Source organism: Streptomyces sp. DH24 (assembly GCF_029813775.1).
Lineage (GTDB): Bacteria > Actinomycetota > Actinomycetes > Streptomycetales > Streptomycetaceae > Streptomyces.
The window spans coordinates 1-534 of record NZ_JARVKW010000102.1 but is presented as its reverse complement, the minus strand read 5'-3'; the positions used below and the strand labels follow the sequence as shown (position 1 = coordinate 534).

The window sequence follows — 534 nt, the reverse complement described above, 5'->3', positions numbered from 1 at the left end:
CCCCCGACCTCAACGCCTGCGCAGCCAAATGCACCGCCACCAACGACGACGAACACGCCGTGTCAATCGACACCGTCGGCCCCTCCAAGCCAAGCGTGTAGGCCACGCGGCCCGAAGCGACGCTGGGCGAGCTGCCACTGCCGCGCAAGCCCTCGAACTCGTCGCCGGAAAGGAGGACGCCGTAGTCGTTGTACATGACCCCGGCGAAGACGCCAGTCCGGCTGCCGCGCAGCGAGCTCGGGTCGATTCCGGCCCGCTCGATCGCCTCCCACGACGACTCCAACAGCAACCGCTGCTGAGCATCCGTCGCCAACGCCTCACGCGGACTCAACCCGAAGAAATCCGCGTCGAACTCCCCGGCATCCGCAAGGAAACCACCGGCTCGTGCCGAAGACGTTCCGGGGTGGTCCGGGTCCGGGTGATACAGCCGCTCCAGATCCCAGCCACGGTCCGACGGGAACTCGGACACCGCATCGGCGCCTTCGGACACCAGCCGCCACAAATCCTCGGGCGAAGCCACCCCACCCGGGAAAC

1 protein-coding gene is annotated in these 534 nt (G+C 67.8%); it reads right to left on the bottom strand.

Annotation, left to right across the window (positions count from 1 at the left end; all coding sequences use genetic code 11):
* Nucleotides 1–534: polyketide synthase (locus QC282_RS32030; protein WP_279553106.1), on the bottom strand; the 534-nt coding region annotated here is incomplete at both ends.